The organism is Loktanella salsilacus (genome assembly GCF_024206795.1).
In the GTDB taxonomy this organism is placed as follows: Bacteria; Pseudomonadota; Alphaproteobacteria; order Rhodobacterales; family Rhodobacteraceae; genus Loktanella; species Loktanella salsilacus.
This window is the reverse complement of sequence record NZ_CP072994.1, coordinates 412,914-438,501: the sequence shown is the minus strand read 5'-3', so window position 1 is coordinate 438,501 and position 25,588 is coordinate 412,914. Positions and strand designations below refer to the sequence as shown.

Below are 25,588 nucleotides of genomic sequence, written 5' to 3'. Positions count from 1 at the left end.
CTTATTGCTCCAGAAAATGTTGTGATGCAATTGTAACATCAACGTTTGAAAGTCCGGGGACTGCGCCGACTGATGTAAAGCTGCTGGCGGGCAGCGTAAGTACCGTCTTAATGATTCCGCTTGTGACAGTTGTGGTAACCGAAAGCTGCTCTGATACATGGGACATGCCGGTACGCACTAAATTTTCCACTTCGTCGGTCGTAGCGACGTGGCCGACTGAGAGGGCGCGATTGCTGTCCTGAACCAACCTAAGGGCTTGCGCCTTGCCATAGAAAACGAATGAGAAGTCAGCAATCATGGTCATTAGGTAGACAATGATTGGAACCCAGATGAGCGCTTCTAAGGTGGATGAGCCCGATTCGGACTTGCGAAAACGTTCGAGGTAAAGAGTAAATCTATTGCTTATCAGTGACATTATGCATGTCCATTTATTGGGTTAACCCTAGATTAAATAAGATTGTGTTTTGACTAAGGCGGGTTAACGCAGAAATTACGTCTATGAAGTGCATCAAATCTTTGCCTTGCGCTCATTTAGGTCAAAATCGGGTGAGGGCCCCAGATCTATAGACGCTTTGCTTGATAATTTTGTACCGAGGAGAGACGGATATGAGTAAGGGCATTCGGTTTAAGGACGAGTTCAGACGGGACGCTATGGACAGGTTGTCGAGCGTGGATGTGCGGTTAGCCAGGTGGCTGAGCGCTTTGGGATTAGCACGAAGTCGTTATTATACTTGGCAGGCGCAGTTTTCGAAGCCACCACAGGTACGTGCCAAAGTAGTGGATCAGGCTGCCGAAACGTGGCGATTAAAGCAGATCCTGGGCCTGTCCCGCTTTACTTTAGTGTGGATCAGAAGCCCCCCTCAGCACGACCCCGGTCCCGGTTTAGTCCGATGAGGTCGGCGAACGGCGACGGTGAACCAGACTGAAGGCTGTGACGGTCTAGGCTTCGGCGGTCTCACTCGCCCCAAGAGGCACCCCCCCCCCCCCACCCGAACGTCGAGCTCAAGCAACAGCCCCATCAAAGTCCGAGGTCCGCTCTCTAAAGCCTGACCGATGTCTCTGAGGGGACTGATCAACAAAAAGAAATTTAAGGCAGGATGAACCCCCAGCAGCCGAAGCCACCGAGGGTCCCCTTTAATCTGCCGTAGATGGCCTAGCTACCGTAGTGGAACAGCTGAACCTCGCCCGACTGCACCACAGGGGTTAGAGCAAGGAACACCCCCTGATCGACGTACTCGGACGCCTTCAGCAACGTCCGATGTTTTACGTGCACCCAGTTGCTGTTCCAAAGCTGGAACTCAGGGTCGACGACGGCGTCGCAGAGCGGCTCACTGTAGGTCACGTTCAGCCCGAAAGGGGCAGCAACCCGCTGCAACCACAATTCCAGCTGGCCAGCATGGGGGACGGACTCGAACTTGGTCTGGATATTCTCCAAGAGCCCCTCCCGTTCTTGTGGCCTGACCCACGTAAACATCCGGCTCAGGATCGACGCGTAGATCGAGAAGGTCCGGGGGTTGTGGATGGCAATGTCTGTCAGGATCGCGACCATGGGCCCAACTCTTTCCGCCGTGCCGGCTATCCCCACAATCTCCTTCTGAAACTCCATCAAAGCCCGGGCTGTTGATTGTCACTGAGAACTGACCCGGCAACTGCAGAAATTGTCATTGAGAATTGACCCATGTGCAACCTTGCCCCTGCTTGATTCAGCTGGGGGCTATTGGAGTGGTAGACATGGGATTTTTGAGGGTTATTCGGAAATGGGCGCTGCGAGACAAGATGCCCATTCGCGAGATTGCGCGGCGGACAGGCGTGTCTCGCAACACGATCAAGAAGTATCTGCGGGCCGGGATTGTTGAGGCTGAGTTCCAGATGCCGGACCGTCCGAGCAAGCTGGACCCGTATGCTGAGAAGCTGACAGCCTGGTTGGTGTCTGAGCAGCGCAAATCACGCAAGGAGCGGCGAACCGCCAAGCAGATGCATGCCGATCTGGTGCAGCTTGGCTTTGATGGTTCATATGAGCGTGTCGCGGCCTTTGTGCGGGACTGGAAGGGTGAACGACAGCGCGCGCAGCATACGACTGACCGCGGGGTCTTCGTGCCGTTAGTGTTTCAGGCTGGTGAAGCGTTTCAATTTGATTGGAGCGAGGACTGGGCCTATGTCGGCGGCGAGCGCATCAAGCTTCAAGTCGCCCATATCAAGCTGTCGCACAGCCGCGCCTACTTGGTGCGGGCCTATCTGCTGCAAACGCATGAGATGCTGTTCGATGCCCACTGGCATGGCTTCCGGGTGTTTGAGGGTGTTCCGGGGCGCGGCATCTACGACAACATGAAGACAGCCGTCGACCGGGTTGGTGTCGGAAAGAAGCGGGATGTAAACGCACGGTTCCTGGCGATGACCAGCCACTATGTCTTTGATCCTGAGTTCTGCAATCCAGCAGCAGGGTGGGAGAAAGGTCAGGTTGAGAAGAATGTGCGCGATGCGCGCCATCGGCTTTGGCAGATCATGCCCGCCTTTCCTGACCTTAATGCGCTGAATGACTGGTTGGAGGAGCGCTGCAAGCTCCTGTGGGCGGAGACCCCGCATGGCACCTTACCTGGCAGCATTGCCGATGTCTGGGAGGCCGAAAAGCCCGCGCTGATGCCACTGCCCACAATGTTTGATGGCTTTGTCGAGCAGAGCAAGCGGGTGTCGCCCACCTGCCTGATCACATTCGATCGCAATCGCTACTCAGTGCCCGCCAGCTTCGCAAACCGGCCCATCAGCCTGCACATCTACCCCGAACGGCTGGTCATCGTCGCCGAAGGGCATGTGGTCTGCACGCATGAGCGCATCATTGAACGATCGCACCGTCAGCCGGGGCGTGTCGTTTATGACTGGCACCATTACCTCGCTGTGGTCCAGCGCAAGCCAGGCACATTACGGAACGGTGCTCCCTTCGTTGAGATGCCAGAAGGGTTCCGGAAGCTGCAGGATCAGATATTGCGCAGGCCCGGTGGCGATCGCGAGATGGTCGATGTCCTGTCACTGGTGCTCCACCATGACGAACAGGCCGTGCTTTGTGCTGTGGAAATGGCGCTGGAGGCAGGAGTGCCAACAAAGACCCATGTGCTGAACCTGCTCCACCGTCTGGTGGACGGCACACCGATAGACCAGCCCGATGTGACTCAGCCCGAAGCCCTTTCTTTGAGCAAGGAACCCGAGGCCAATGTCGCACGGTATGATGGGCTGCGCACCACGGGAGGAACACGTCATGCGTCATGATCCCGCCGGTGCTGCCATCGTTATCATGATGCGCAGCCTGAAGATGCCGGGCATGGCGCAAGCCGTGCAGGACCTGCATGAGCAGGGATCGCCCGCTTTCGATGCAGCGATCCCCATCTTGTCGCAGCTGCTCAAGGCCGAAATGGCCGAACGTGAGGTGCGTTCCGTTGCCTATCACATGAAGGCAGCACGCTTCCCAGCATACAAGGACCTCTCTGGCTTCGACTTTGCTGCCAGCGAAGTCCGTGAAGCCTTGGTCCGCCAACTTCATCGGTGCGAGTTCATGGACGCGGCTGAGAATGTAGTGCTGATCGGAGGCCCCGGAACCGGAAAATCGCATGTCGCCACCGCCCTCGGCATTCAAGCGATCGAGCATCATCGCAAGCGCGTGCGCTTCTTCTCGACGGTCGAACTCGTCAATGCGCTGGAGCAGGAAAAGGCCCAAGGCAAGGCGGGGAAGATCGCTGAAGCGCTGGTGAAAACCGACTTGGTGATCCTGGATGAGCTGGGATATCTGCCTTTCAGCGCTTCAGGTGGCGCTTTGTTGTTCCACCTTCTCAGTAAACTCTACGAGCGCACCAGCGTCGTCATCACAACCAACTTGAGCTTCAGCGAATGGGCCAGCGTGTTCGGCGATGCGAAAATGACTACCGCGCTCCTCGACCGCCTCACCCACCGCTGCCACATCCTGGAGACCGGTAATGACAGCTATCGGTTCAAGGCCAGCTCAGAGACCGCGAAAAAGAAACGAAAGGAGACAGCAGCATTGACGCCATCATGACGCAAAGAACATAACAACTGGGTGGGTCAAGTCTCGGTGACAATGCCGGGTCAGTTCTCAGTGACAATCAACAGACTGATCAACAAAAAGAAATTTAAGGCAGGATGAACCCCCAGCAGCCGAAGCCACCGAGGGTCCCCTTTAATCTGCCGTAGATGGCCTAGCTACCGTAGTGGAACAGCTGAACCTCGCCCGACTGCACCACAGGGGTTAGAGGCTCTGTTGCACAAATCGGTTGAGGGATTCATGTCGTGAATCCAGTGTGGTAGCTGGCCCGCATGAGCAAACCGTCATCACCTACCTATAAGACGACGAACTGGGCTGCCTATAACGCGGCGCTGAAGCGCCGCGGATCACTGACGATCTGGTTCGATCCCGAGATGAACTGGGATGCCAAACCTTCCGGCAAGAGGGGCAGGTCGCGGAAATTTAGTGACGCTGCCATCCAGACGTGCCTGACCATGAAAGTGCTACTCGGAATGGCGCTTCGGCAGACGACGGGCTTTGTGGAAAGCCTCTTACGGCTGACGGGCCTCGATTGGGACGTTCCTGACTTCAGCACCATCTGCCGACGCCAAAGGACGCTTGCGGTCAACATCCCGTATCGTTGCGCGAAGGGCCCGCTGCACCTGCTTATCGACAGCACAGGCATCAAGGTCGAAGGGGAAGGCGAGTGGAACGCCCGCAAGCATGGCGGCCGCAAACGGCGCGTCTGGCGCAAGATCCACATCGGCATTGATGAGCAAACGCTGGAAATCAGAGCAGTCGAGATCACGGGCAGCAACACCGGAGATGCACCGATGTTGCCCTGTCTGCTCAACCAGATTCCAGCTGACCAGCAGATCGTCACCGTGACTGCGGATGGTGCCTACGACACGCGCAAATGCCATGACGCCATTGCCGATCGTGGAGCCTCTGCAGTCATCCCCCCGCGTAGAAATGCCCAGCCATGGAAGCCAACCACTGCCGGCGCCATCGCCAGGAACGACGCACTGCGCGCATCGAGATATTTGGGTCGGGCACTCTGGCGAAACTGGAGCGGATACCACCGCCGGAGCCGCGTCGAGACAAAGATGCATTGTGTAAAACTGCTGGGCCAGCGGCTGATGGCGCGCGACTTTGACCGCCAGGTCGCCGAGGTTCAGGTGCGCATCGCGATCCTGAACGGTTACACCGCCCTTGGCATCCCTGTCACGAAAGCCGTGGGGTAAATCCGTCTGGGAAAGGGGAGAACCGTTCGTCAGCTGATTTGCGCATGTATGGATGCCCCCGTTGGTGCAAGTGATTTTTGAACGGTGCGAGCGTGTGATCGGGTGCTGTCATGTATCAGGCCTCTGTGTGCGGCGTTGATGTGACCGCGGGCCGGTATGGCGATGCGCGGACCAGAAGCAAATCAACAAACCGAGCTCTTTGGCTCCTGCGCAAATGCTGCTTTCTCTGACCCGGATCTGATCGATCCTTTGCCCTTACTGTTCAGTGACCTCCTCACACCCCCAACTTACCGGGACGTCGTGACGCGCAATCTTTGCTACGCTATCGTCGCCGCCGGATTCCGGTAATCCTCTTGTTTCGTCATCATGGCCCAGAGGCCTCGCGCCATCTTGTTGGCGAGCGCAATCGCGGCAACCATGCGTGGCTTGCGGGTCAGCAGGCGTTTCAGCCAGCCATTATTTGGTGTGTCAAACCTCTCGACAGCCTGAAGAACTGCCATGGCTCCTGAGACTAAGAGGGTGCGGATGTCGCGCTGTCCCATCTTCGACGTCTTCCCGAGCCGGGCCTTGCCGCCTGTCGAGTGCTGCTTAGGCACGAGTCCAAGCCACGCGGCAAAATCGCGACCGCGTTTGAAGGTGGCCAGGTCAGGTGCAAACGTCTCGATCGCAAGAGCCGTGACAGGGCCTACGCCCGGCATGGTCTGTGCGCGGCGGACCGAGTCCGCTTTCTTAGCGGCGCATCTCATCTTCGCGTCGAGCTCTGCAACACGTGCATTCAACCCCTCGATTTGCTCCAGATACATCCGACCAAGTTCCCGCACTTCAGGCAGCAGAGTCGTGTCAGTGTCTGCAATTGCGTGCGCGAGCGTCTTGAGATGAGCAGGCCCCCGGGCAGCGACCAGTCCATGTTCGGCGAGGTGGCCGCGTAAAGCGTTGATCATCTGGGTGCGTTGGCCAACGAACATCTGCCGCGTGCGAAACAGCATGGCGCGGGCCTGCTGATCTTCCGTCTTCACTGAGACAAAGCGCATGGTTGGACGCAATGCAGCCTCTACGATGGCCTCTGCATCGGCCACATCATTCTTTTGACGTTTGACGAACGGCTTCACATAGATTGGCGGGATCAGGCGCACGTCGTGGCCCAACTTCTCAAATTCCCGAGCCCAGCCATGCGCCGTTGCACAAGCCTCCATGGCGATCAGGCATTTAGGCTGCTGCGCCACGAACGCGAGAAACTGACCTCGTGAAAGCTTCTTACGAAACGCGACCGAACCGTCTTGGTGTGCACCGTGCAGCTGGAAAACGCGCTTTGCCAGATCGACACCGATAATAGTAACTTCGGACATGGATGCTCCTTCCTTCTGTGATGGCTTCAACACTCATCATAGTGGCACATTGCGATGCCGTCGGGAGGGGGCATCCAAGCCATCAACAAAGCCGCGCTGGCTATTCAAATAGCGTGACACCAGTTGCGTGCTGTCATCCACGACGCGGCGGTCCAGTTCTGACGAAAACATCACAACACCAGAACCGACGACCGCCAGAAATATGATCACGGACAGTAACGACATCAATGTCATCTTACGCGGTGTGTACATAGACATTTTCACCTGGCTATACATTCAATATTTTGCGTACTTTGGACATCTTAAATAACGATGAAGATGCCACTCCAGACGTCCCTGACGAGCCACGACTAAATGCTGTTGATGATGTATTGGTCGGGCCACTAGCACCTAACGGTGCGGCCCATATCGCGCGATGTAGGCGTTCTGATCTGGCGAAGACGCGTGCGCTGGGGAGGGCTGCCTGCTCAGGGACTTGGTGAGAACTGGGATGGCGTTAACAAGCAAACCGATGCTCGCCTGCGGGCTGCTCTGGAACCCTCTGGGGTTAAGGGTTTCAGCGGAACCAAACGAACCTCTGCAAAGGTTGGGGATCTTGCCAAAATCTACCTTAGGAAGCGGGCCGAGGCGTTGCGTCCTGGGGGCTACAAATCAGGCCGGCATTCCATCGGGCTGTTCGTTAGCCAGTACGCCAACGTTCCAGTGTCCCATCTAGGCCGTGACGAGGGACGGGCATTCCCTGAAACCACCCCCTGCTGTCAAAGGTAATCGGGAAGTCGGAGGTTTCCGCTGCCGCGAGAAAGAGGGAAGCTGACCCGCTTCTTCCAGCTAGACGGTATCCTACCACGCCAGCCAGCTCCTCCTATATCTTAGTGAAGCATGAATGATCTGATCACTGCATGGCAAACACCGCCGCAGGTTACGATCGCTCTGCTGGTATGCATCCGCGGGTTCAGACATCCGCGAAACAATTGCTTCGTTTGCGCTGGAAAGACCAGCCAGCTTTCGACCGAAAGCTGGCTTGGAACGCGCATATGGGGCGGCTCGGCATCGCGGCCGGGCCACCCTAGCTTAGATCGACGTCAGCCCGTGACCGCTCGCGCCGCCTGTCTATTGCTCCAGCGGTTGCGAGAGTTATGGCCGCTGCTGCCCGTCACCGAAGACGAAATACTTGAAGCTGGTCAGTTGTTCGGCCCCCACCGGGCCGCGCGCATGCATTTTACCAGTTGCGATGCCAATTTCTGCGCCCATGCCAAACTCACCTCCGTCGGCGAACTGCGTTGACGCATTGTGCATCACGACGGCTGAATCAATCGCCGTCATGAACCGCTTCGCGGCGTCATGGTTTTCCGTCACAATCGCATCAGTGTGGCCGGACGAATGGGCCTGAACGAACGCAATCGCCTCAGCCAAGTCGTCGACAACCTTCACAGAAATAATGTTGCTAAGGTATTCGGTGTCCCAATCGGCGTCCGTTGCAGGGATTATGCCGGGCAGGATCTTTTGCGCCGCATCGTCGCCACGCAATTCGCAGTCGCCAAGTGCATCGCGCAGCAGCGGCAAGACCTGATCTGCGATCTGGCGGTCGATGACGACACATTCGGTCGCACCGCAAATCCCAGTGCGCCGCATCTTGGCGTTTCGCACAATGCCCACGGCTTTCGCGATATCGGCATCTTGGTGAATATAGCTGTGATTATTGCCATCCAGATGCAGCAACGTCGGCACGCGCGCCTCTTTTTGCACCAAGGACACAAGCCCGCGCCCACCGCGCGGGATCACCAGATCGACCGTATCCGTGCTGTGCAGCAAAAGCTTTACCGCCTCGCGGTCGCGGGTATCCACCAGTTGCACGGCATCCTCGGGCAGGCCCGCAGCCAAAAGGCCCTGCGCCAGACAGGCCACAATAACCCGCGAGGAATGAAGGCTTTCTGAACCGCCCCGCAAAATCACCGCATTGCCGGATTTCACGCAAAGCGCACCTGCGTCAGACCCGACATTCGGGCGCGATTCATAGATCATCGCGATCACGCCAATGGGCACGCTGACGCGGTCAATCTTGAGGCCATTGGGCCGGTCAAACGTCGCAAGGGTGCGGCCCAGCGGGTCGGACTGCCCCGCAATAGCATCGACCGCATCCGCCATCGCCGCGACGCGGTCTTGGGTCAGGGTTAGGCGATCAATGAATGCCGCATCCTTGCCGCTGATGCTGTCCAGATCGGCCGCATTCGCGGTCAGAATGTCATCCGTGCGCGCACGCAGCGCCTTTGCCGCCTCGCGGAGCGCCAAATTGCGCTGGTCTGCCGTGGCCAAAGCAAGCTCTTGCGCCGCGGCTTTCGCGCGCTGGCCAAGGTCTGCAACAACGGCGGCCACGTCCATACCGGCTGTATCGGTGCTTAGGTCATTCATATGTCTCTCCTTTCGCAGCGCCAAAAGCGCCGCGCTTATTTCAATTCTGTGGCCCGGCGATATGCGGCCTGCACGGTATCACGAAACAGCGCGTCCAATTGCCCGTCGTGCATCAGCGCGTTCAATCCGGCCTCCGTCGTGCCGTTCTTGCTGGTCACGGAATTGCGCAATTCTTCAAGCGAAGCGTCTGACTGGCGCGCGGCCTCGACCGTGCCCGTGATCGTGTCGAACACCAGCGCACGCGCCGTGTCGTGGTCAAACCCCAGCTCTTCAGCGGCGGCCACATAGGTGCGCATCACCTCGAATACATAACCCGGGCCGCTGCCACTGATGGCGGTCAGGCGGTCAATCTCGTCCTCGCTTTTTAGCGGAACGCAGCGCCCTGTCTCGGCGATGAACGCGGTGACGTCGGTGATCTGCTGCGGCGTGCAGGCATCGTTCGCGTAGAGCCCCGACACGCCCATCCCGACCATCGCCGCAAGATTTGGCATGACGCGAATGATCGCAGCTTGGCCGACGATATCCGTCAATGCGCCAACGCTGAAACCCGCCGCGATCGACACAAAGCAGCCACCGGGTTTCAGGGCGTGGGCATAACCCGGCAGCAAATCGGCGATCATCTGCGGCTTGATTGCGATCACGATGACATCAAATGCGGCGGACGGCAGATCTGTCGTTTTTGTGACATGAGTTACGCCGTCCGGCAGGTCTGTGGCCCCCGGATCAGCGACCGTAAATTGGTTTGCGTCCTGCTTGATCCACTGGCGCAACATCGCGCCGCCCATCTTGCCGCAGCCTATCAAAAGTATGTTCATCGCTTTTGTCCTTTCTGTTCTCGGTGACCCTTGCATATAGCGCAGCGCGCCTGCACTGAGCCCGGCACCGGATTGCGCCCCTTTGATCACGTCGCCCGGCGGCCAAAAGGCGCCAGAATGAATGCTGCAATGCAGCGACATGGTTGCACTTATGCAGTGGGTGCATGTTATAGGACCCCTAACAATGATTAGGGGCTGGCTACAAGGGTGCGTCCAGATACGCAAACGGCCAAGGTTTTTCCCTATTAATTCAAATATATATCGGAGACTTACTATGTCGAAGAAACAAAAGATCGTCGTAAAAATCGGGTCCAGCCTGCTTGCGAACAGTGACAACCTGACCTTGCGCTATGCATTTATGAATGGGCTGATGAGCGATCTAGCCCACCTTCAACGCGAAGGTCACGACATTGTTTTGACCTCGTCCGGCTCTGTCGCGCTGGGTCTGAATATGATCGGAAAGCGGCCCGAGGATGCCGGCATTTTGGACAAACAGGCCGCTGCCGCCTGCGGCCAACCCCTGCTGATGAACGCCTATCGCCAGGTCGCGTCAGAGTTCGATTTGGACGTGGCGCAGATGCTAGTCACGGTCGAAGACATGGAAGAACGTCGCCGCTTTTTGAACATTAAGAACACGATGTTTAGATTGTTCGAAAACGACATCTTGCCGATCATCAACGAGAACGATTCAGTCGCAACCCGCGACCTGCGCGTAGGCGACAACGACCGCCTGTCAGCCAAAGTCGCCCAGATGATCGAGGCGGATCTTTTGATCATCCTGACCAGCGTCGAGGGTCTGTATGACCGCGACCCGTCCGACCCGGATGCGACATTCATCTCTGAAATCGAAGACGTCAGCGAGCATCTGGAATCCACAACAGGCATCAGCGCTTTGGGCAGCGGCGGCATGTTGACCAAGATGCAGGCTGCGAACATGGCCCAGAACGCAGGTGTCGAAACGATTATCGCCGAAGGCATCATTGAACGCCCCGTGTCATCAGTGCTGAACAAAGAACGGCGCTTTACCCGCTGCTTGGTCACAGGCGAAACCGCGTCTCCGTTGAAAGTCTGGCTCAGCAACCGGCTGCAGGTATCCGGAACGCTGGTCGTGTCCAATGCATTGGCCGCCGATCTGGCGAAAAAGGATCGCGGCATTAGCCGGGCCGATGTGATTTCGCTGCAGGGCGATTTCCTAAAAGGCGATGTGCTGCACGTCTATAGCGAAGACGGCGAAGAGGTCGCCCGCGGCCTGACCAACTTCTCCTCTGAGGAAACGCTGCTGATGGCGCGCAATCTGGATAGACCGGTCGAAGACGTCATTGGATATAAGACCCAAAGCAACATCATCGGTGCGGAAAACATATTGGTTCTTATGGATAACCACCTTCCGCTTGATGCGCCTGCGCAGGACCAGAAGGTCGTCATTCCCGTCTAAATGACCGGGCGAAAAATTAAATCACGGCCATAAGGCAGCGCAACTTGATGCGCTGCCTATGCGGGGCGAAAGCGGATAGCTCGATTGCTTTTCTTTCGCCGTGGCACAGCCCGCCTAGGTATTCCCAAGATTTTCACTTGGCAAAAGGTCCCCCCACGCTAGATTTTAGCGTCGAATGGCTGCATTGTGTGATGCAGACACAGGTAATCAGGGACACCGTGAACATGGCTTCTAAACTCATTCTTGCCTCGCTGGGGCTGACTGCCGCACTGACATCAGCCGCGCAGGCCGACGTCGTGGTGTCCTCTAAGATCGATACCGAAGGCGGCTTGCTGGGAAATATGATCGCCCTCGCGCTGGAAGACGCGGGTCTGCCGGTTGAACGGCGCCTGCAATTAGGCGGGACACAGGTCGTGCGCGAAGCTCTGCTGACAGGCCAAATCGACCTTTATCCCGAATACACCGGCAACGCGGCATACTTCTTTAACGAAGCTGACAGCGAAATCTGGAAAGATGCCGCAGCTGGCTATGCCCGCGCGGCAGAGCTTGATTTGGATGCCAACGGTCTGGTCTGGCTGCAATCCGCGCCAGCGAACAACACATGGGCCATCGCAGTGACTGGCCCTGTCGCCGAGGAAAACAGCCTTGTGACCATGTCCGATTTCGGCGCTTGGGTTGCGGGCGGCGGTGATATCAAGCTGGCCGCCTCGACAGAGTTTGTATCCTCTCCTGCTGTGTTGCCTGCGATGCAAGACACCTATGGCTTTACCCTTTCGCCGGATCAGACGGTCGTGCTGTCGGGCGGCGATACGGCGGCCACCATTCAGGCGGCAGCGCGCGGCACATCGGGCGTTAACGCGGCGATGGCCTATGGCACCGATGGCGGTGTTGGCGCGACGGGTCTGGTCGTGATGGCCGACGATAAGGGCGTGCAGCCGGTGTATGAACCAGCGCCCGTGATCCGCGGCGAAGTGCTGGCCGAATATCCCAGCATCCCAGAGGTTCTGAATCCGATCTTTGCAGGCCTAGACATGGCGACCCTGCAAAAGCTGAACGGCCGCATCCAAGTCGGAGGAGAGCCAGCTGAGGCCGTCGCGCGGGATTACCTGACGCAAATCGGAGTCCTGCAGTAATCTCTGCCCGGTGGTCATACGGCTTGGCAGGCCCGGTGCTTTCAGCGCCGGGCCTGTTGTTTTTCATCCTCGGGTGCGCGGCCCTGACCGCACCCTATATGACGCTCGCGGCGAACCGCATCGTGGCGGGCGATGGATTTCGCGCATGGCAACTTGCGGGCCCCGGCCCGTCGGTGCTTGCACTGGGCGTGCTGGCGGCAGGATTGGCGATGGGTGTGCTGGGCGCATGGCCCACCCTGCGCGTCATCGGTGCCGCGGTTGGTTTGGGGGCGCTGATCTGGCTGCTGACCCTCGGCAGTACGACCTTGCTGGACGGCGCCGGGGAATATGCACGCGTCTCTCCTGCTGCGGGGTTCTGGTGTTTGGTGGTGGTATTGGCGCTGCTGCTGGCAGACGGGCTGACCAACCTATCGCCGGGGCCATGGGCGCGGCTTGGCATTCTGGGCGTCATACTCGGCCTTCTCGCTGCGCTTTTGACATCAGGGCTGCTGTCCCACCTGTCGATCATGCAGGAATTTTCCAGCCGGAAACCTGCGTTCTTTGACGCCTTGTCACGGCATCTTTGGCTTTCGCTTGGATCGCTGCTGTTGGCTGCCATCATCGGCCTGCCACTCGGGATCGCCTGCTATCGCAAGCCGCGCCTGCAGGACACGCTGTTGCCGGCCCTTAGCTTTTTGCAGACGATCCCGTCGCTGGCGATGTTCGGCATCATGATCCCGCTACTGGGCTGGGTCGGTGACACCATCCCTGGCGCGCAGGCAATCGGCATCGCCGGTATCGGCTTTGCCCCCGCCTTTATCGCGCTGGTCCTGTATTCCCTTTTGCCCGTTGTCGCCAATACCGCTGCCGGGCTCAGCAGCACGCCCCCCGCCGCGCAAGAGGCCGCGCGCGGGATGGGCATGACGTTTATCCAACGCTTAGCCAAGGTAGAGCTGCCGCTGGGCCTGCCAATCATCCTTGCCGGATTGCGCATCGTTTTGGTGCAAAACATCGGGCTTGCTGTGATTGCCGGGCTGATCGGCGGCGGAGGCTTTGGCGCATTTGTTTTTCAGGGGCTGAACCAAACTGCGACCGATCTGATCCTGCTGGGCGCGCTGCCGACGGTGGCCCTTGCCCTTGTCGCGGGCGTCTTGATGGACATCCTTGTCGCCCTGACCCAGCCGCACACTCGCCACGTTTCAGAAAGCGCGCCATGATCGAAATTGACCAGATCTCAAAGGTGTATGACGGCAAGGCCGCTGTCGATGCGGTGTCGATGACGGTGGAAACCGGCACGATCACCGTCATCGTCGGCACCTCTGGCTCTGGCAAAACGACACTTCTGCGCATGATCAACCGGCTAGAAGAGCCTACCTCTGGCGAGGTGCGGATCAACGGCGTGGTGACGACATCCATGCCCGGCCATATTCTGCGGCGGCGGATCGGCTATGCCATTCAAGGGCACGGGCTGTTCCCGCATCACACCGTGGGGCGCAACATCGGGGCCGTGCCGCAGCTTTTGGGCTGGTCCAAAGAGAAAACCCGCGCCCGCGTGGACGAACTGCTGGACCTGTTTTCAATGGACCCGGCGCAATTCCGCGACCGCTATCCGGCAGAGCTGTCGGGCGGGCAGCAGCAGCGCGTCGGGGTCGCACGCGCCTTGGCATCGCGGCCCGATCTTTTGTTGATGGACGAACCCTTTGGTGCGCTTGACCCCATCATTCGCGCGCGGGCGCAGACCGACCTGCGGCGCATCCAGCGCACCCTTGGCTCGACCATCATGCTGGTCACGCACGACATGGAAGAAGCGATTCATCTGGGCGACCGCGTTGCTGTCATGGACGGCGGCCAGCTGGTGCAACACGGCACCCCGGCCGAGATTATCCAGAACCCCGCGACCCCCTTTGTCGCTGATATGGTCGGCGGTGTTGATCGCCCCCTGCGGCTGCTATCGCTGATCGCGGTCGCGGATATCGTTGAAGACGGCCCCGCCACCGGCACCCCCATCGCGGCAGAGGCAAGCCTACGCGACGCGCTGTCCGCCTGCCTATGGAGCGGGCGAGACGCCCTGCCCGTCACGCGCGGCGATGCGATCATTGGGCGTGTCACCCTGCCCGCGATCCGTGCACAAGCGCAGGCCACGGCATGACCGGCGGAGGCCTGCGCCGCATCGCGCTGACCGCGTTGCTAATTGCCCTTGTTGTGCGGCCCAGCTGGTTCGCTTGGGCCTTTGCACCCTTTGCCCCCACGGGCGGGCCGGTAATTTATGAGCGCGCCTCGCTGCTGTCCCTCTCGCTCAACCACCTTGGGCTGGTTGTACTGGCCTCTACCGCGGCGACGGTCGTGGCGGTAACGCTGGCGATCTTGGTGACCCGGCCCGCCGGGGCGGCATTCCTGCCGCTGTCGCGCACGATCACGAATATTGGGCAGACTTTTCCACCCGTCGCCGTTCTGGCGCTTGCGGTGCCTGCGCTTGGCTTTGGGTCTGGCCCAACACTGGTTGCGTTGTTTCTGTATGGCCTGCTGCCGATTTTCGAAAACGCGATCACCGGCCTGACCACCCTGCCCCCCGCCACGATGGAGGCCGCGCGCGGCATCGGCCTGAACGGCTGGCAGCGGCTAAACCGGGTAGAGCTTCCGCTTGCCCTGCCAGTCATCCTGACCGGCATCCGCCTATCCGTCGTGATCGCCCTTGGCACCGCAACCATCGGGTCCACCGTCGCGGCCAAAACGCTGGGAGAGGTGATTATCGCCGGCCTGCTGACCAATAACACCGCCTACGTTCTGCAAGGCGGCCTGATTGTCGGCCTATTCGCAGTGCTGATCTATGACGCCATGATCCGGCTGGAAACCTATCTATCGCAGCGCGTGACAGGCGGGGCTGCCGGGCGCTAATCACCCGTCCAGCCCGCGCATATGTCAGCGGTTTAGAGAATTTACTTTACTGGTCAGCAGATTTCCATTTGACCGGGTTAACGTAGACGATGCGGTCATCGACGCTGACCATAACTTCACCGTCTTGAATATTGACCTGCAATTTCATCGACCGATCCGCCAGATTTGCCAATTCGCTCGTCTCGTTTTCGGACAAATTGACAACCTGAAGGTTGTTAAATCGCGTGGTGCTATTCTTAATCTTGTCCCACCAGACCTCTGCCGTGCGCCCGCCATAGCAATAGATAACGACCGCATCCGCCTTGCCGCAGGACTGACGCACGACCTTCTCGCTCGGCAGGCCTAGCGCCACCCATAACTCTAGCTCGCCGCTTAGGCTTTTCTGCCAAATGTCCGGCTCGTCATCCGTCGACAGGCCTTTTGTCATTTCTAATTGTTCGTGGGCATTCAAGGCGAAGGCAAGAATGCGCACCATCAGCCGTTCGTCCGTTTCGGACGGATGCTTGGCTACGGTCAGTTTATGGGTTTCGTAATAGTGTCGATCCATATCCGATACGGACAGTTCAACTTTATAGATGGTGGCTTTTTGCGCCATGATGTTCCCCAAAATAGCCAAGTTGGGGATGCCTAGTGCGTCCAGACCGTTTGTGAAAGCGGATAAAAGGGGCGCGGTGCCCCATCGCGGTGCCAGCGATCTGAGCCGCAAAAAGGTCGGGGCGACCCCATGGCCGCCCCTTTTGCGTCACCTCAAAGGCGGTGAACGATCAATTCACGCCGTAAGTTGTTTCGTCGATCTTGTCATAGATTTCGCTGCGGGCCAGCGCTGCAAGGGCGTCAACGTCGGTTGTATCCACATCCGCCAGCAGTCCATCCCATTTATCGATGATCGCTTTGAACGCGGTCAGGATCGCCTCTGGGTCTGCCACGCCACGCTCTTTGGCGGTCGAAATCAAGGTGGCTTCGTCAGCGACCACGAATTCCGCCAGCGCATTTGTCAGCGTCTCGTCGGGGTCAACGACCGTCATGCCGCCGTCCTTGGCGGACTGGACGGCTTCATCGACGTCCTTGTCGAACGCGATGCGGTGCTCGCCCAGATAATAGGCCATTTCGTTGAACAGCACGCGGCGGTTTTCAGGTGTGATGGATTGCCAGAACGGCACGTTATAGCCCCATTCAAACCCGGCATAGTAATTGCCGATGGCAAGGGTATTCATGTCGGTGACGACGTCTTTCAGGCTAAAGCTGTCCAGCGCATCAGCCGCAGCCACGGCGCAATCAAGCGATCCTGCATCAAGGCCGGTATACATCTCGCTTGACGGAATAGAGACAGGCACCGCCCCGGCGAATTCAGCGAAACGCGACCAAGCGCCGCCAGCCATCCGCAAACGCTTGCCTTGCATATCTTCCAACGTGCGGATCGGGGTATTGCACTGCATGAAATATTCAGAAGTCGAATAGCCGCCGCCATAGACAACGCCGTTCGCTTTCCATTCCGCCTGCTGTTCAGCATTGGTCAGGCCGAATTCAGTCGATGCAAAGGCCATGACCAGCGGGTCTGTATTATAGAACGCCATGTTGCCAATCAGGTTATCAATTGGCAATTCGGACGGCGTATAGGTGCCCGCGTGATAGGTGACCTGCGCGACGCCGTCACGCACGCCTTGCAGCGACGATGCTGGCGGCAGCAGCGAACCGGCTGAAAAGACTGTAAAATCAATCTCTCCGTTGGTTTCCTCTGCGACCTTTTTCGCAAACTCAACGTAGGGGCCGCGCACCATCGAATGGCGTTCGGCAAAGAAATGGTTCGCATTATAGCTCTCGGCCGATGCGGCGGTGGTCATAGTCGTTGTCATGGCCGCAAGTGCGACGACCGTGGATTTCAGAATGGACGTCATGTTCACAGGTTTCCTCCCTTTGGAACGTGCAGTGGTTGTGTGGTTCAGTTCGCCATCAAGGACGGCAGGAACAGGCTAAGCGCGGGGAATGCGATCAGCAGGATCAGGGTCACCATGTCCATCGCGATGAACCATGTTGTCCCGGAAATGATGTCGCCCAGCTTGACCTTGCCCGACAGGGCAGAGTGCAGGACGTAAAGGTTCAGACCAACGGGCGGCGTCACAAGGCCAATTTCAAGCAGTTTGATCGTGATGATGCCGAACCAGATCAGGTTGATGTCAGCGCCTTCCAAAACCGGCAGCAGGACCGGCAGTGTCAGCAGCATCAGGCCAATGGAATCGATCACCATGCCAAGGATCACGAACAGTCCAGCGACCATCAGAATGATAACAATCTTGTTGTCAGACACCGACAGCATCGCGTCCGTCAGCGCGCGCGGCACGCCCGACAGCCCCATAAAGCGGGTGAACATGATGGCACCGATGGACAGGAAAAAGATCGACGACGTCGCCACGACGGTTTGCCGGATGGCGTCGCGCATCGCCTCCCATGTCAGGCTGCAGCGCAAAAGTGCGATGATAATGGCCAGCGTCGCGCCGACCCCGCCCGCCTCGGTCGGGGTGAAAAAGCCGCCGAAGATGCCGCCAAGCACGCCCATGATCAGCACCGGGAACGGCCAGACCGACCACAGCAGGCGCAGGAACTTAGACGCGTCGAAGGTATCCGTGCTACGCGGGGCAAGATCCGGGTTCAAGGTGCAGCGCACCGTGATCATCCCCATGTAAATCAGGGCCGAAATCACGCCCGGGATGACGCCAGCAATGAACAGCTGGCCGATCGATTGCTCTGTGAAAATACCGTAAAGCACCATCAGGATCGACGGTGGGATCAACGATCCCAACGTACCAGAGGCGGCAACCACGCCCGTCGCAAGCGATGGGTGATACTTTGCCCGCAGCATTTCCGGCACAGCGATCCGCGACATGGCGGCGGTCGTGGCGATGCTGGACCCAGAGGCCGCGGCGAACAGCCCGCAGGCCCCGACGCTGGCCGATGCAAGCCCGCCGGGCACACGGGCCAGCAGCAGCTTTAACAGATCAAACGCGCCCGTGGTCAGGCCCGTATTTGCCGCAATAAACCCCATCAGCAAAAACATCGGAATCGCCGTCAGGGACCAGTCCCCGATAAAGCTAAAGGGCAGCGCGCTGACGATCCCAAAGGCCGCCGTTGTGTTCAGCATGACCGAAATGCCAATGAACGACACAATCATCAGGGCGATGCCGATGGACATGCGCAGGGCGAGCAGACCAAAAAGGCTCGCGACCCCGATCCAACCGATGGTCAACATGCTCATGCTGCGGAATCCAAATCATGAAGTTTCGTGACAGGGCGGCCGCGCAATAGCATGACCGCCCGCAAGACGGCCGCGACAGCCGCCAGACCAAAGCCCAGTGGCAACATGCAGCGCGCGGGCCAGACGATGATTTCGCGGCTGCCCATGACAACCTCGCCCACCTTGAATGCGCGCACGGCGTCTAGCCCGGTGCGCCAGGTCATGACCGACAACATCACCGCCGTGGCGACGAATGTGATCATCAGACATGTCCGCTTTAGCCAGCTAGGGAAATGGTTGAACAACAGATCCACGCTGATCTGCTCATCATCATATTCCACCATGGCCATCGGCAGCATGACGATCGCAACCATATAATAATATGACGAAATCTCGACCGTGCCTTGGATTGGGGCGTTCCAAAACACCTTTAGAATGACATCGAGTGTGATGTTCAGCATCATCAGAATGATACCCAAGCCGCCGACAAGCATCAGCCCATGGGTCAGTTTGCGAAATGCACGGTCCATAGATCCTCCCTGCGCATTTGACCCTCCTGATCTCCTGCGCCTTACCACAGCATTCCGCACGGACCCGCCCACTTCAAATCGCAAAGCTTGATCGGGTGATCGCACTTCGTTATCGGTCCGGTATTCAGAATATAATCGGAGAACGCGATGGGTCCGACCCGCATAGGCATCCGTCACCTACGCTATACGATTGCCGTCGCCGATGCTGGCGGGTTTCGCTCCGCCGCCGAGGCGCTGAATATCGCACAGCCCGCGGTCAGCAAGACCATTCAAGACACGGAAAAGGATCTCGGCTTTGCCATCTTCCTGCGCGCGGCCGGCGTGTTTGAAATCACCGACGCCGGGCGCGTTTTTCTTGACGATGCCCGCCTGACGCTGGCCACTTTTGAACGCACCATCCGCGCATCCCGCCAGAACGAGCTTGGGGCACGCGGCCATATTATCGTGGGATATTCGGCGCTTGCGACCTCTGCCCAGATCTCTGCCGGGCTGGATCGCTTTCACAAACGCTATCCGGGCTGCCAGGTCGAAATGCACGTGATGTCGACCGACGCCATGATGCGGAACCTTAAAACCGGAAAGATCGACATCGGCTTTTTGCTATCCCACGACAGCGTGCAAGACCCAGAGGTCGCGCAGCAGCCGGTCTGGTCAACACAGATCGGGGTCGTCGTACCCCGCGATGTCCACGCCGTGACGCTGGATACCCTGCGCGGCAGCGATTTCGTCATGGGTGTGCGCGAAAACTGGCGGTCCTTTCGCGCCCTTCTTGACGCTGCGTTCCTTGCGCCCGGCCTGACCCCGCACGTCGTGGACGAGGCGTGGGACGTGCAGGTTATCTTTCAGCGGGTGGCCGACGGGCGCGGTTTGACCTTCTATCCGATCAGTGCCGCAGATAGCATGCCCGCCGCTTTGACCATCCTGCCGGTCCCCGATTGGACCCCGCAACTGACCATCTCAATGGCATGGAGCCGCGTCGTCGATACCAAGCTGCTGCAAGCTTTCCGCGACAGCTTTCCTAAATAGCGGCGCGCGGGTGATCCAATTCTACGATCACCCGATCACACAACCCTATTTGAGCGCCGTGCCAATCCTGCGTCTTATGATCCAGCAATAGCCGCTGCGAGTGTAAAAGCCGATGGATTACGACACCGATCCCCGACCGTTTCATCTGAAGGGATCGACCACGGGGGTGCTGCTGCTGCATGGTTTCACCAGCACACCGCAAAGCGTCGCCTATGTCGGCCACGCCATTCACGCGGCCACCGGCGCAAGCGTCAGCGTGCCCTTGCTGGCGGGCCATGGTGACACGCCGCAGGCTTTGGCGCAGACCGGTTACCGCGATTGGCTCGCCTCGGCCGAGGCTGCGCTAGATGCCTTGCGGACCACTTGCGATCACGTCGTCGTCGCAGGCCTGTCGCTAGGCGGCACGATTGCGCTGAACCTTGCCATCCGCTTGCCGGACCGCGTTGACCGGGTGATCACCATCAACGGCTCTACGGGCATTTACCGGCCGGATCAGGTCGCCAAACTCTTTGCCGATCAGCCCACCGCATTCCACCCCGGCATCGGATCCGACATCCAGCACCCAAGCCGCAAAGAAGTTTGCTACGATCAAATCCCCACCGCAACACTGCGCGAGCGTTTCATTCTGACCTGCGCGACGGGTCTGATGCTGCCAGATCTGAAACAGCCGATTTTGGTGTTTCAATCCCGCCAAGACCATGTTGTTGCGCCCGAAAATGGCCTGCGCATCGTGCGCGACGTCGGCTCTTCGGACGTGACGCTGCATTGGCTGGAACGGTCCTATCATGTCGCCACACTGGATCACGACCGCGATACCATCGTCGCCCGCGCCGCAGCCTTTATCACTGGCTAAACCTCGCCAATTTGCCCGCACCTTGCGTCAAGATTGATGTGGATCAACACCCCAATCATGGGATACGACTATCAGACGGACAGGAGCCCTTTGCGTCCCTGCTTCGAAGGATATTCAATGCCTCGCACCGTAGCCCTACCCAGCCAATACGCCCGCTTGATCGACGCCAGCGCCGCTTTGCCGCCGGTCCGCACTGGGGTCGTTCACCCCTGCGATGCCTTATCCCTAACCGGCGCGCTGGACGCGGCGGCGCGCGGTATCATCGTGCCGGTCCTGATTGGACCCGCAGCTAAGATCACGGCGACAGCGCAGGACGCAGGCCTGTCCCTGACCGGCATCGAAATCATCGACGCCCCGCACAGCCACGCCGCTGCCGCCACAGCCGTCGCCCTTGCCCGCGCGGGCAAAGTCGCCGCCTTGATGAAAGGTGCACTGCACACGGACGAGCTGATGGACGCCGCTGTCGACAGCGCGGCCGGGCTGCGAACAGAGCGCCGGATGAGCCACATCTACGTCCTCGACGTGCCAACATATCCAAAGCCGCTGCTGATCACGGACGCCGCGATCAACGTGGACCCGGACCTGTCCGCCAAGCGCGACATCGTGCAGAACGCCATTGATCTGGCCCATGCCCTTGGCGTCGCCTTGCCCAAGGTCGCGATTTTGGCGGCGGTCGAAACCGTGAACCCGCGTATGATCTCGACCCTGCATGCGGCGGCGCTTTGCAAGATGGCGGATCGCGGCCAGATCACAGGCGGGCTGCTGGACGGACCGCTGGCGTTTGACAACGCGATATCATCCGAATCCGCGACCGCTAAGGGGATCGTATCGCAGGTCGCAGGGGATGCAGATATCCTTGTCGCGCCCGATCTAGAGTCCGGCAACATGATGGCCAAGCAGCTGATCTACCTTGCCGGGGCGCAGGCCGCAGGCTTGGTCATGGGGGCGTCGGTGCCGATCATCCTGACAAGCCGTGCTGATAACAGTTGGGCGCGGCTGGCGTCCTGTGCGCTGGCACGGTTGGTGATCGGATGACACAGGCGATTTTGACGCTGAACGCGGGATCAAGCAGCCTTAAGTTCGCGCTGTTTCCCGTCACTGACGATTTTCCCGCCCTGATGCGCGGCAAGATCGCAGGCATAGGCACGGCAGCGCGTTTCACGGCGACCGACCACGATGGCAAGCCCGTGACGCAACCGATGGGGGTCAAGCCGGACGCCCAGCACGATGCCCTGATCCCCGACCTGCTGCGCTGGCTTGGGCGGCAATTTCCGGACGTCACCATCACCGCCGTCGGGCACCGCGTCGTGCACGGCGGGCGCAGCTTCAAGGCGCCAACGCTGGTCACGCCAGAGGTGCTGGACACCCTGACCGATCTGGTGCCGCTTGCGCCGCTGCATCAGCCACATAACATTGCCGCCATTCGCCGGGTTGCGGCGCTGCTGCCGAAGGTGCCGCAAGTGGCCTGCTTTGACACCAGCTTTCACCGCACCCAATACCGCCTTGCCCAACTCTTTGCCCTGCCCCGCGCGATGACGGACGACGGCGTCATCCGCTACGGCTTTCACGGGCTGTCCTATGATTACATCGCAGGCGTCTTGCCTGACTACACGGACCGGGCGCAGGGCAAGGTCGTCGTCGCCCATCTGGGCAACGGGGCTAGCATGTGTGCGCTGTCAAAGGGGCGCAGCACCGCGACCAGCATGGGGTTCACCGCGCTAGACGGCTTGATGATGGGGCAGCGCTGCGGCGCGATTGATCCCGGTGTGCTGCTGTATCTGATGGACGCAAAGGGCATGACGGCCGCGCAGCTTTCAACCCTGCTGTATACCCAATCCGGGCTGCTGGGCGTGTCCGGCATCAGCCCCGACATGGCTGTGCTTCAGGCCAGCACAGCGCCTCAGGCGCACCAAGCCATCGACCTGTTCTGCTACCGCGCCGCGAACGAGCTGACGGCGCTTGCCACCGCGAACGGCGGGCTGGATGCGATCGTCTTTACCGCCGGGATCGGCGAACGATCCGCCCTTGTCCGCGCGCAAATTTGCGAACGGCTGGCGTGGCTGGGCGTGAATATTGACCCAGAGGCCAACGCAGAAAACGCCCCGCGCATTTCCACGGACACCTCTGCGATAGAGGTGCTGGTCATCGCCACCGACGAAGAAATCGTGATCGCCGAAGCGACCCGACGCTGGGCCTAGGCACCAGCGGCGGCGCGTTTTACTAGTCCTGCAAGTCCTGCGGAAGCAAGGCCTGCGGCATGTCCTGATAGCACACCGGGCGAGTAAAGCGGCGGATCGCCAGCGTTCCGACGGACGTCGCGCCAAAGTTCGTGCTGGCCGGGAATGGGCCACCGTGGACCATGCTGTCCGCCACCTCTACCCCGGTCGGGAAGGCGTTGACCAACAAACGGCCCGCTTTGCGTTCCAGCACGGGCACAAGCGCGCGGGCGGCGTCCAGATCGGCGTCGTCCATCTGCAAGGTGCAGGTCAGCTGACCATGCAAAGCCTGCGCGATCTGCTGCACTTCGCCCTGATCTTTGGCGCGAATGACAATGCCAGCGGGGCCGAACATCTCTGCCGCCAAATCGGGGTTTGCCAGCCAATCGGTGCCCGCGACAACAAACAGCGCCGGACCGCCTTCGCGCCCTGTGCCGCCGGCATTCAGGCAGGTTTGCACGCTGGCATGCGACGCCGCATGCGCCACGCCCGCGCGGTAACCTTCCGCCGTGCCGCCCGTCAGCATCGGGGTGGGCGCGACCTGCGCCAATGCATCCTGCGCTGCGCCGATAAAGGCGTCTGCCTGCGCATCAGGCACCACGACAACGCCGGGGTTGGTGCAGAACTGGCCAACGCCCATGGTTAGCGATCCGGCCCAGCCAGTGCCGATAGCAGCGGCACGCGCTGTGGCAGCGGCGGGCAGGATAAAGACGGGGTTGATCGCGCCAAGCTCGCCAAAGAACGGGATCGGCTCTGGCCGTGCCATCGCCAGATCGAACAGCGCCTTGCCGCCGCGATAAGACCCGGTAAAGCCTACGGCGCGGGTCAGCGGGTGCTGGACCAGCGCCTCGCCTGCTGCGTTCGTATTGGACTGCACAAAGCCAAAGGTGCCCTTGGGCATGCCTGTCTTTTCAACCGCGGCGGCGATGGCTTGCGCCACGATTTCCCCGGTTGCGGGGTGGCCGGGGTGGCCTTTGTAAACCACCGGACATCCAGCGGCGAGGGCGGCCGCCGTGTCGCCGCCAGCGGTCGAGAACGCGAGCGGGAAGTTCGACGCGCCAAACACCCCCACCGGGCCAAGCGGGCGCTGGATCATCCGCAGATCAGGGCGCGGCAACGGCGCACGGTCCGGCAGTGCGGGATCAAAGCGGCGATCCAGAAACTCGCCCTTGCGGATGTGATCAGCAAACAGACGTAGCTGCCCGCAAGTCCGCCCCCGCTCGCCGTTCAGGCGGGCGGCAGGCAGGCCAGTCTCGGCGCTGCCATAGGCTGTTAGATCATCGCCGCGTGCGTCAATCTCGTCGGCAATCGCATCGAGCAAGCCTGCGCGGTCTTCGCGGCTAGTCCAACCATATGTGGCAAAAGCCGCCTCGGCCGCCTGCATCGCCGCGTCGATTTCCGCCGCGCCACCAGAGTGGACCGTCACCGGATCGCCACTGACGGGATCGGACTGAAACGTTGTTCCGCCTGCGACCCAAGTGCCGTTGATGTAATGAAGGCCAGTCAGTTCGGTCATGTCGTGTCCTTTAATTCAGTCATAAAAAGCGGCGACCACCTCGCGGCGGCCCAGCATGAAGGCATCTGCAACATGCTGTAACGGGCTAATGTCCACATCGGACTGACCAGCCTCGATAAGTTCGGCAAAGCGGTGATACAGGCCCGGATATTCACCGGGGCCTTCGGTTTTTTGCGCCATACCGTCGATAATTAATGTTGCACCCCCGTCGGTCAGACGAAGCTGGCCATCAGTCGTATCTACGGTGATATTCCAGCTTTGCGGACCTTCCTGACGCCAATCGAAAACCGCATCAACGGTCATGCCCGCAGGTCCGGCAAAAGCCAGATCCGCCGCAATCGGCGTTTCGCAGTTGTCCGGGAATGCCAGCGTTGCGGCAGTCAGATGCACCGGGTTTGGTAGGATTTCCGTCATAATCGACAAAGCGTTGATGCCAGGATCGAACACCCCAAGGCCGCCAGCCTGCCAGATCCAGTCTTGTCCCGGATGCCAGCGGCGCACGTCCTCTTTCCAGTCAATCTGGACATGTTTGATCTGCGCATCACGCAGATAGGCGCGGGCCTGCGCGACGCCAGCGGCATGGCGCGAATGCCATGTCGCAAACAGGGTAACACCCTTGGCGCGCGCAAGGCGTTCAAGCTTGAGCACCTCTGACACTGTAGCGCCGGGGGGCTTTTCCAGCATGACATGCTTGCCTGCCGCCAGCGCGGCCATGGCGATATCAAAGCGCGGCACCGGCGGCATGCAGAGCGACACCGCGCGGATATCCGGACGGGCCGCCAGCAGATCCGCAATATCGTCATGGTTTTCAACGCCGTCCACACCGCCCGAACGGCTGACCGTGGCCGCCAGCGCAAAGGCGTTTAATGCGGCAATCGCCGGGATGTGCTGATCGCGCGCGATCTTGCCGATGCCCAGCAGGGCAATCGGCTCGCTCATCAACTGGCGGCCCA

The 25,588-nt window shown here is 59.6% G+C and carries 23 protein-coding genes and 1 pseudogene; 12 read left to right on the top strand and 12 right to left on the bottom strand.

Annotation, left to right across the window (positions count from 1 at the left end):
- Position 1: 1 nt before the first annotated feature.
- Both KBW81_RS02265 and KBW81_RS02260 read right to left on the bottom strand, forming a co-directional pair.
- Positions 2–415 (bottom strand): TadE/TadG family type IV pilus assembly protein, encoded by a 414-nt coding sequence (locus tag KBW81_RS02265; protein WP_254248172.1) that lies wholly within the window; start codon positions 413–415, stop codon positions 2–4.
- 738 nt (positions 416–1,153) lie between these two features.
- Positions 1,154–1,549 (bottom strand): hypothetical protein, encoded by a 396-nt coding sequence (locus tag KBW81_RS02260; protein ID WP_254248171.1) that lies wholly within the window; start codon positions 1,547–1,549, stop codon positions 1,154–1,156.
- 182 nt (positions 1,550–1,731) lie between these two features.
- Here KBW81_RS02260 and istA point away from each other — a divergent pair, with 182 nt between their 5' ends.
- The 3 genes from istA (at position 1,732) to KBW81_RS02245 (ending at position 5,253) form a co-directional block, all read left to right on the top strand.
- A complete protein-coding gene (istA, locus tag KBW81_RS02255) occupies positions 1,732–3,261 on the top strand; it encodes an IS21 family transposase (protein ID WP_254248170.1) in 1,530 nt (509 codons plus the stop codon).
- Positions 3,251–4,042: an IS21-like element helper ATPase IstB gene (istB, locus tag KBW81_RS02250; protein WP_254248169.1), complete on the top strand. Its 792-nt coding sequence runs from the start codon at positions 3,251–3,253 to the stop codon at positions 4,040–4,042. Before istA ends, istB begins: the two co-directional genes overlap by 11 nt.
- Before the next feature lie 278 nt (positions 4,043–4,320).
- Complete coding sequence (locus KBW81_RS02245) at positions 4,321–5,253, top strand: IS5 family transposase (protein WP_254248168.1); 933 nt, start codon at positions 4,321–4,323, stop codon at positions 5,251–5,253.
- A gap of 317 nt (positions 5,254–5,570) precedes the next feature.
- Here KBW81_RS02245 and KBW81_RS02240 read toward each other — a convergent pair whose 3' ends face one another.
- From KBW81_RS02240 to KBW81_RS02225, 4 genes are all read right to left on the bottom strand, one after another.
- On the bottom strand, positions 5,571–6,599 hold the full coding sequence (locus KBW81_RS02240; protein ID WP_254248167.1) for an IS110 family RNA-guided transposase: 1,029 nt from the start codon (positions 6,597–6,599) through the stop codon (positions 5,571–5,573).
- A gap of 36 nt (positions 6,600–6,635) precedes the next feature.
- Entirely contained in the window at positions 6,636–6,824 is a 189-nt protein-coding gene (locus KBW81_RS02235) for a hypothetical protein (RefSeq protein ID WP_254248166.1), read from the bottom strand.
- A gap of 909 nt (positions 6,825–7,733) precedes the next feature.
- A complete protein-coding gene (locus tag KBW81_RS02230; protein WP_254248165.1) occupies positions 7,734–9,008 on the bottom strand; it encodes a glutamate-5-semialdehyde dehydrogenase in 1,275 nt (424 codons plus the stop codon).
- Between the two features lie 35 nt (positions 9,009–9,043).
- On the bottom strand, positions 9,044–9,823 hold the full coding sequence (locus KBW81_RS02225; RefSeq protein ID WP_254248164.1) for a pyrroline-5-carboxylate reductase family protein: 780 nt from the start codon (positions 9,821–9,823) through the stop codon (positions 9,044–9,046).
- 274 nt (positions 9,824–10,097) lie between these two features.
- On the opposite strand from KBW81_RS02225, the gene proB reads away from it, so the two are divergent.
- From proB to KBW81_RS02200, 5 genes are all read left to right on the top strand, one after another.
- A complete protein-coding gene (gene proB, locus KBW81_RS02220; RefSeq protein ID WP_090190724.1) occupies positions 10,098–11,258 on the top strand; it encodes a glutamate 5-kinase in 1,161 nt (386 codons plus the stop codon).
- Positions 11,259–11,482: 224 nt separating this feature from the next.
- On the top strand, positions 11,483–12,391 hold the full coding sequence (gene osmF, locus KBW81_RS02215) for a glycine betaine ABC transporter substrate-binding protein OsmF (RefSeq protein WP_254248163.1): 909 nt from the start codon (positions 11,483–11,485) through the stop codon (positions 12,389–12,391).
- 56 nt (positions 12,392–12,447) lie between these two features.
- Positions 12,448–13,587, top strand: coding sequence for an ABC transporter permease (locus tag KBW81_RS02210; protein ID WP_254248162.1), 1,140 nt, complete (start codon positions 12,448–12,450; stop codon positions 13,585–13,587).
- Positions 13,584–14,519 (top strand): ABC transporter ATP-binding protein, encoded by a 936-nt coding sequence (locus tag KBW81_RS02205; RefSeq protein ID WP_254248161.1) that lies wholly within the window; start codon positions 13,584–13,586, stop codon positions 14,517–14,519. The genes KBW81_RS02210 and KBW81_RS02205 overlap by 4 nt, the downstream gene beginning before the upstream one ends.
- Positions 14,516–15,265: an ABC transporter permease gene (locus tag KBW81_RS02200; RefSeq protein WP_254248160.1), complete on the top strand. Its 750-nt coding sequence runs from the start codon at positions 14,516–14,518 to the stop codon at positions 15,263–15,265. The genes KBW81_RS02205 and KBW81_RS02200 overlap by 4 nt, the downstream gene beginning before the upstream one ends.
- 46 nt (positions 15,266–15,311) lie before the next feature.
- Here KBW81_RS02200 and KBW81_RS02195 read toward each other — a convergent pair whose 3' ends face one another.
- From KBW81_RS02195 to KBW81_RS02180, 4 genes are all read right to left on the bottom strand, one after another.
- Positions 15,312–15,860 (bottom strand): YaeQ family protein, encoded by a 549-nt coding sequence (locus KBW81_RS02195; protein WP_090190772.1) that lies wholly within the window; start codon positions 15,858–15,860, stop codon positions 15,312–15,314.
- Positions 15,861–16,029: 169 nt separating this feature from the next.
- A complete protein-coding gene (locus tag KBW81_RS02190) occupies positions 16,030–17,160 on the bottom strand; it encodes a C4-dicarboxylate TRAP transporter substrate-binding protein (protein ID WP_254248988.1) in 1,131 nt (376 codons plus the stop codon).
- A 44-nt stretch (positions 17,161–17,204) separates the two neighbouring features.
- A complete protein-coding gene (locus tag KBW81_RS02185; RefSeq protein ID WP_254248159.1) occupies positions 17,205–18,515 on the bottom strand; it encodes a TRAP transporter large permease in 1,311 nt (436 codons plus the stop codon).
- Positions 18,512–19,024, bottom strand: a complete 513-nt coding sequence (locus tag KBW81_RS02180; protein ID WP_090190715.1) for a TRAP transporter small permease subunit — start codon at positions 19,022–19,024, stop codon at positions 18,512–18,514. Before KBW81_RS02180 ends, KBW81_RS02185 begins: the two co-directional genes overlap by 4 nt.
- A 147-nt stretch (positions 19,025–19,171) precedes the next feature.
- Between KBW81_RS02180 and KBW81_RS02175 the strand changes: the two genes are divergently transcribed.
- The 4 genes and pseudogenes from KBW81_RS02175 to KBW81_RS02160 all read left to right on the top strand — a co-directional run bounded on the left by KBW81_RS02175 (position 19,172) and on the right by KBW81_RS02160 (position 23,101).
- On the top strand, positions 19,172–20,050 hold the full coding sequence (locus KBW81_RS02175; RefSeq protein ID WP_254248158.1) for a LysR family transcriptional regulator: 879 nt from the start codon (positions 19,172–19,174) through the stop codon (positions 20,048–20,050).
- A gap of 112 nt (positions 20,051–20,162) precedes the next feature.
- Positions 20,163–20,903, top strand: a complete 741-nt coding sequence (locus KBW81_RS02170; protein WP_254248157.1) for an alpha/beta hydrolase — start codon at positions 20,163–20,165, stop codon at positions 20,901–20,903.
- Positions 20,904–21,044: 141 nt separating this feature from the next.
- A pseudogene (locus KBW81_RS02165) lies at positions 21,045–21,938 on the top strand (bifunctional enoyl-CoA hydratase/phosphate acetyltransferase); the annotation flags it as partial.
- Positions 21,935–23,101 carry an acetate/propionate family kinase gene (locus tag KBW81_RS02160; RefSeq protein WP_254248156.1) on the top strand — a complete coding sequence of 389 codons (1,167 nt, stop codon included), beginning with the start codon at positions 21,935–21,937 and terminating at the stop codon, positions 23,099–23,101. The pseudogene KBW81_RS02165 and the gene KBW81_RS02160, both read left to right, overlap by 4 nt.
- A 22-nt stretch (positions 23,102–23,123) precedes the next feature.
- Here the strand turns inward: KBW81_RS02160 and KBW81_RS02155 are convergent, their stop codons facing one another.
- Together KBW81_RS02155 and KBW81_RS02150 are read right to left on the bottom strand one after the other, a co-directional pair.
- Positions 23,124–24,635, bottom strand: a complete 1,512-nt coding sequence (locus tag KBW81_RS02155) for an aldehyde dehydrogenase (NADP(+)) (RefSeq protein WP_254248155.1) — start codon at positions 24,633–24,635, stop codon at positions 23,124–23,126.
- Between the two features lie 15 nt (positions 24,636–24,650).
- Positions 24,651–25,574, bottom strand: a complete 924-nt coding sequence (locus KBW81_RS02150) for a Gfo/Idh/MocA family protein (protein WP_254248987.1) — start codon at positions 25,572–25,574, stop codon at positions 24,651–24,653.
- Between the last annotated feature and the right edge of the window lie 14 nt (positions 25,575–25,588).

Excerpts from the sequence above, each read along its gene's own strand:
- KBW81_RS02265 (WP_254248172.1), bottom strand. The coding sequence starts at position 415 with ATGTCACTGATAAGCAATAGATTTACTCTTTACCTCGAACGTTTTCGC.
- KBW81_RS02260 (WP_254248171.1), bottom strand. The coding sequence starts at position 1,549 with ATGGTCGCGATCCTGACAGACATTGCCATCCACAACCCCCGGACCTTC.
- istA (WP_254248170.1), top strand. The coding sequence starts at position 1,732 with ATGGGATTTTTGAGGGTTATTCGGAAATGGGCGCTGCGAGACAAGATG.
- istB (WP_254248169.1), top strand. The coding sequence starts at position 3,251 with ATGCGTCATGATCCCGCCGGTGCTGCCATCGTTATCATGATGCGCAGC.
- KBW81_RS02245 (WP_254248168.1), top strand. The coding sequence starts at position 4,321 with ATGAGCAAACCGTCATCACCTACCTATAAGACGACGAACTGGGCTGCC.
- KBW81_RS02240 (WP_254248167.1), bottom strand. The coding sequence starts at position 6,599 with ATGTCCGAAGTTACTATTATCGGTGTCGATCTGGCAAAGCGCGTTTTC.
- KBW81_RS02235 (WP_254248166.1), bottom strand. The coding sequence starts at position 6,824 with ATGTCGTTACTGTCCGTGATCATATTTCTGGCGGTCGTCGGTTCTGGT.
- KBW81_RS02230 (WP_254248165.1), bottom strand. The coding sequence starts at position 9,008 with ATGAATGACCTAAGCACCGATACAGCCGGTATGGACGTGGCCGCCGTT.
- KBW81_RS02225 (WP_254248164.1), bottom strand. The coding sequence starts at position 9,823 with ATGAACATACTTTTGATAGGCTGCGGCAAGATGGGCGGCGCGATGTTG.
- proB (WP_090190724.1), top strand. The coding sequence starts at position 10,098 with ATGTCGAAGAAACAAAAGATCGTCGTAAAAATCGGGTCCAGCCTGCTT.
- osmF (WP_254248163.1), top strand. The coding sequence starts at position 11,483 with ATGGCTTCTAAACTCATTCTTGCCTCGCTGGGGCTGACTGCCGCACTG.
- KBW81_RS02205 (WP_254248161.1), top strand. The coding sequence starts at position 13,584 with ATGATCGAAATTGACCAGATCTCAAAGGTGTATGACGGCAAGGCCGCT.
- KBW81_RS02200 (WP_254248160.1), top strand. The coding sequence starts at position 14,516 with ATGACCGGCGGAGGCCTGCGCCGCATCGCGCTGACCGCGTTGCTAATT.
- KBW81_RS02195 (WP_090190772.1), bottom strand. The coding sequence starts at position 15,860 with ATGGCGCAAAAAGCCACCATCTATAAAGTTGAACTGTCCGTATCGGAT.
- KBW81_RS02190 (WP_254248988.1), bottom strand. The coding sequence starts at position 17,160 with ATGACGTCCATTCTGAAATCCACGGTCGTCGCACTTGCGGCCATGACA.
- KBW81_RS02185 (WP_254248159.1), bottom strand. The coding sequence starts at position 18,515 with ATGAGCATGTTGACCATCGGTTGGATCGGGGTCGCGAGCCTTTTTGGT.
- KBW81_RS02180 (WP_090190715.1), bottom strand. The coding sequence starts at position 19,024 with ATGGACCGTGCATTTCGCAAACTGACCCATGGGCTGATGCTTGTCGGC.
- KBW81_RS02175 (WP_254248158.1), top strand. The coding sequence starts at position 19,172 with ATGGGTCCGACCCGCATAGGCATCCGTCACCTACGCTATACGATTGCC.
- KBW81_RS02170 (WP_254248157.1), top strand. The coding sequence starts at position 20,163 with ATGGATTACGACACCGATCCCCGACCGTTTCATCTGAAGGGATCGACC.
- KBW81_RS02160 (WP_254248156.1), top strand. The coding sequence starts at position 21,935 with ATGACACAGGCGATTTTGACGCTGAACGCGGGATCAAGCAGCCTTAAG.
- KBW81_RS02155 (WP_254248155.1), bottom strand. The coding sequence starts at position 24,635 with ATGACCGAACTGACTGGCCTTCATTACATCAACGGCACTTGGGTCGCA.
- KBW81_RS02150 (WP_254248987.1), bottom strand. The coding sequence starts at position 25,574 with ATGAGCGAGCCGATTGCCCTGCTGGGCATCGGCAAGATCGCGCGCGAT.